Consider the following 4640-nt stretch of genomic DNA (forward strand, 5'->3'; position numbering starts at 1 on the left):
CGGTCGATGGCCAGGATGTCGCCGGTGGGCGGCTTGGTGAACTTGTAGGCGCCATGGCTGGTGCCGATGGCGATGGCCAGGGCATCGACCTGGGTGCGCTTGACGAAGTCGGCGGCCTCTTCCGGGTCGGTCAGCATCTGGCTGTGATCCAGCACGCCTTCCGCGCCGACGCCGTCTTCTTCGCCGGCCATGCCGGTTTCCAGGCTGCCCAGGCAACCCAGCTCACCTTCCACCGACACGCCGCAGGCGTGGGCGAAGGCCACGGTCTGCTGGGTCACGCGCACGTTGTAGTCGTAGTCGGCCGGGGTCTTGCCGTCTTCCTGCAGCGAGCCGTCCATCATCACCGAGCTGAAGCCCAGCTGGATCGAGCGCTGGCAGACGTCCGGGCTGGTGCCGTGGTCCTGGTGCATGCACACCGGGATATGCGGGAACTCTTCGATGGCGGCCAGGATCAGGTGGCGCAGGAAGGGTGCGCCGGCGTATTTGCGCGCACCGGCGGAGGCCTGGACTATCACCGGGGAGTCGGTCTTGTCGGCCGCTTCCATGATCGCGCGCATCTGCTCGAGGTTGTTGACGTTGAAGGCCGGCACGCCGTAGCCGAATTCGGCGGCGTGGTCGAGCATCTGGCGCATGCTGATAAGTGCCATGGTGTTCTTTCTCCCGGTGGGGTTAATCGTGCAAGCCTGCCGCAGGGGCAGGTGCTATTCAAGTTATTAGGGACAGGGGGTCAGCCTGGTCTCTTGCTCAATCCGTAGCCCGGATGAAATCCGGGTTGCCTTGAGATTCAGTGGCGGGTTACGCCGCTACGCGGCCCACCCTACTGCTTGGCGCGCTGCTCCAGCACCTGCACGGCCGGCAGCACCTTGCCCTCGACGAACTCGAGGAAGGCGCCGCCACCGGTGGAGATATAGCTGATCTGCTGCGCCACGCCGTATTTGTCGATGGCCGCCAGGGTGTCGCCGCCACCGGCGATGGAGAACGCCGGGCTCTCGGCGATGGCCAGGGCCAGGGTCTTGGTGCCGTTGCCGAACTGGTCGAACTCGAACACGCCGACCGGGCCGTTCCACAGGATGGTCTTCGCGGATTTCAGCAGCTCGGCGAACTGCGCCGCGGTTTGCGGGCCGATATCCAGGATCATGTCGTCGTCGGCCACATCGGCCACCAGTTTGACCGTGGCGGCGGCGTCTTCGGCGAAGGCCTTGGCCACCACCACGTCCACCGGCAGCGGCACGCTGACCTTGGCGGCTATGGCTTTGGCGGTGTCCAGCAGATCGGGCTCGTACAGCGACTTGCCCACCGGGTAGCCGGCGGCGGCGAGGAAGGTGTTGGCGATGCCGCCACCGACTATCAGCTGATCGCAGATCTGGCTCAGGCTATTGAGCACATCCAGCTTGGTCGACACCTTGGAGCCGGCGACTATCGCCGCCATCGGCTTGGCCGGATTGCCCAGGGCCTTGCCCAGGGCGTCCAACTCGGCGGCCAGCAGCGGGCCGGCGCAGGCAACCTTGGCGAACTTGGCCACGCCGTGGGTCGAACCCTCGGCGCGGTGGGCGGTGCCGAAGGCGTCCATAACGAACACGTCGCACAGCGCGGCGTATTGCTGGGCCAGTTCGTCAGCGTTCTTTTTCTCGCCCTGGTTAAAGCGCACGTTCTCGAACAGCACCACGTCGCCAGCCTTAAGTTCGACACCGTTCAGGTAATCGGCCAGCAGCGGCACCTCGCGGCCCAGGGCCTTGGACAGATAGTCGGCCACAGGCGCAAGGCTGTTCTCGGCGCTGAATTCGCCTTCGCTCGGGCGACCCAGGTGCGAGCAGATCATCACCGCGGCGCCTTTCTCCAGGGCCAGCTTGATGGTCGGCAGGGAGGCGAGGATGCGCGCGTCGCTCTTCACCACGCCGTCTTTTACCGGCACGTTGAGGTCTTCGCGGATCAGTACGCGCTTACCCTGGAGGTCGAGGTCGGTCATCTTCAGAACGGTCATAGAATCAGTCCTTCACGGGGGCTGGAGTAGTCAGGGAAAGGAAATGTTCGGCGACATCGAGCATACGGTTGGCGAAACCCCACTCGTTGTCGAACCAGGCCAGCAGGTTGACCAGCCGCGGGCCGGAGACGCGGGTCTGGCTGCCATCGACTATGGCCGAGTGCGGATCATGGTTGAAATCGCAGCTGGCATGGGGCAACTCGGTGTAGGCCAGCAGGCCCTTCAACGGGCCGCTTTCCGCGGCCTGGCGCAGCACCGCGTTGATCTCGGCCGCCGAGGTATCGCGGGCGGTCTGTAGGGTGATATCCAGGCAGGACACGTTGACCGTCGGCACCCGTATGGCCTTGGCCTGGATGCGCCCGTGCAACTCCGGCAACAGGCGCTCGATGCCCCGCGCCAGGCCGGTGGACACCGGAATCACCGACTGGAAGGCCGAGCGGGTGCGGCGCAGGTCTTCGTGGTGGTAGGCGTCGATCACCGGCTGGTCGTTCATCGCCGAGTGGATGGTAGTGATGGACACGTACTCCAGCCCGACCGCCTCATTCAGCAACTTGAGCAGCGGCACCCCGCAATTGGTGGTGCAGGAGGCGTTGGACACCAGCTTCTCGGCGCCGCTCAGGCACGCCTGATTGACCCCGTAGACCACTGTGGCGTCGATATCCGTTTCGCTGGCCATGGGCTGGGAGAACAGCACCCGCGGCGCCCCGGCCGCCAGGAAACGCTCGCCGTCGGCCCGGGTGTGGTAGGCGCCGGAGCACTCCAGCAACAGGTCGATATCCAGCGCCGCCCAGTCGATGGCCTCGGGGCTCGACTCACGTAGCACCTTTACGCAGTCGCCATTGATATGCAGGCAGTCGCCGTCGACGCGCACCTCACCGGGAAAACGCCCGTGGGTGGAGTCGAAGCGGGTCAGGTATTCGATGCTGGCCTGATCGGCCAGGTCGTTCAGCGCCACTATCTCCAGGCGCGCCCCGGCACCGCGCTCATGCAGCGCGCGCAGTACACAACGACCGATACGGCCGTAGCCGTTAAGGGCGATTCGGTAGGGGCGGTTGGACATGGCGATCTCGAAGGGAAAGCGACCGTAGGATGGGTTGAGCGCAGCGATACCCATGCTGCACAACGATGGGTATCGGCGCTACGCGCCTCAACCCATCCTACGCGGTCAGGCGTCCAGCAACTCGGCGGCGGTATCCAGGATATTTTCCAAGGTAAAGCCAAAGTGTTCGAACAGCGCCGGGGCCGGCGCCGACTCACCGAAGGTGGTCATACCGATCACACGACCTTCCAGGCCCACGTACTTGTACCAGAAGTCGGCATGGGCAGCCTCGATGGCGATCCGCGCGCCGACTTGCAGCGGCAGCACCGCCTGCTTGTAGGCGGCGTCCTGCTGATCGAACAGGCTGGTCGACGGCATGGACACCACGCGCACCTGGCGGCCCTGCTCGCTCAGCTTGTCATAAGCCTGCACGGCCAGGCCGACTTCCGATCCGGTGGCGATCAGGATCAGCTCAGGCTCGTCGGCGCAGTCGCGCAGCACATAGCCGCCGCGGGCGATATTGGCGATCTGCGCCTGGTCGCGCGTTTGGTGCGTCAGGTTCTGCCGGCTGAAGATCAGCGCGCTCGGGCCGTCGTTGCGCTCGATCGCGCTTTTCCAGGCCACCGCCGACTCCACCGCGTCGCACGGCCGCCAGGTGTTCAGGTTCGGCGTGCAGCGCAGGCTGGCCAGCTGCTCGATCGGCTGGTGAGTCGGGCCGTCTTCGCCCAGGCCGATGGAGTCGTGGGTGTAGACGAACAGCACGCGCTTCTTGATCAGCGCGGCCATGCGCACGGCGTTGCAGGCGTATTCCATAAACACCAGGAAGGTCGCGCCGTAGGGCACGAAACCGCCGTGCAGGGCCACGCCGTTCATGATCGCGCTCATGCCGAACTCGCGCACGCCGTAGAACATATAGTTGCCGGCAGCGTCTTCGGCGGTGACGCCCTTGCAGCCTTTCCACATAGTCAGGTTGGAGCCGGCCAGGTCGGCGGAGCCGCCGAGGAATTCCGGCAGCAACGGGCCGAAGGCATTCAAGGCATTCTGGCTGGCCTTGCGGCTGGCGATGGTTTCGCCCTTGGCGGCAACTTCCTGGATATAGGCGGCGGCCTTCTCGGCGAAATCGGCCGGCAGCTCACCGGCGATACGCCGCTTGAATTCGCTGGCCAGCTCCGGATAAGCGGCGGCGTAGGCGGCAAAGCGCTGGTTCCACTCGGCTTCGGTCGCGGCGCCGGCCTCCTTGGCATCCCACGCGGCATAGATCTCCGCCGGGATTTCGAACGGGCCGTGGTTCCAGCCCAGGGTGGCGCGGGTCAGGGCGATCTCGTCATGGCCCAGCGGCGCGCCGTGGCACTCTTCCTTGCCCTGCTTGTTCGGCGCGCCAAAGCCGATAACGGTGCGGCAGCAGATGAGGGTCGGACGTTCGGTCTCCGCTTGGGCGGTGCGGATGGCCTGCGAGATCTCGACCGGGTCGTGGCCGTTCACGGCGCGAATCACTTGCCAGCCGTAAGCCTCGAAGCGCGCGGCGGTGTCATCGGTGAACCAGCCCGCGGTGTTGCCATCGATCGAGATGTGGTTGTCGTCCCAGAAGGCGACCAGCTTGCCCAGGCCCCAGGTGCCGGC

At 65.6% G+C, this 4640-nt stretch carries 4 protein-coding genes; all 4 read right to left on the reverse strand.

Annotated elements, in window-relative coordinates:
• The coding region (locus tag Q8Q83_RS11985; RefSeq protein ID WP_305624000.1) for a ketose-bisphosphate aldolase at positions 1-647 on the reverse strand (647 nt) is incomplete at its 3' end.
• Between the two features lie 170 nt (positions 648-817).
• Positions 818-1981, reverse strand: coding sequence for a phosphoglycerate kinase (locus Q8Q83_RS11990; protein WP_305624001.1), 1164 nt, complete (start codon positions 1979-1981; stop codon positions 818-820).
• Between the two features lie 4 nt (positions 1982-1985).
• A complete protein-coding gene (epd, locus tag Q8Q83_RS11995) occupies positions 1986-3041 on the reverse strand; it encodes an erythrose-4-phosphate dehydrogenase (protein WP_305624004.1) in 1056 nt (351 codons plus the stop codon).
• A 105-nt stretch (positions 3042-3146) separates the two neighbouring features.
• Positions 3147-4640, reverse strand: a 1494-nt coding sequence (locus Q8Q83_RS12000) for a transketolase (protein WP_305624002.1), incomplete at its 5' end; no start/stop codon positions are given.

Source organism: Pseudomonas sp. (assembly GCF_030696055.1).
Taxonomy (GTDB): Bacteria; Pseudomonadota; Gammaproteobacteria; order Pseudomonadales; family Pseudomonadaceae; genus Aquipseudomonas.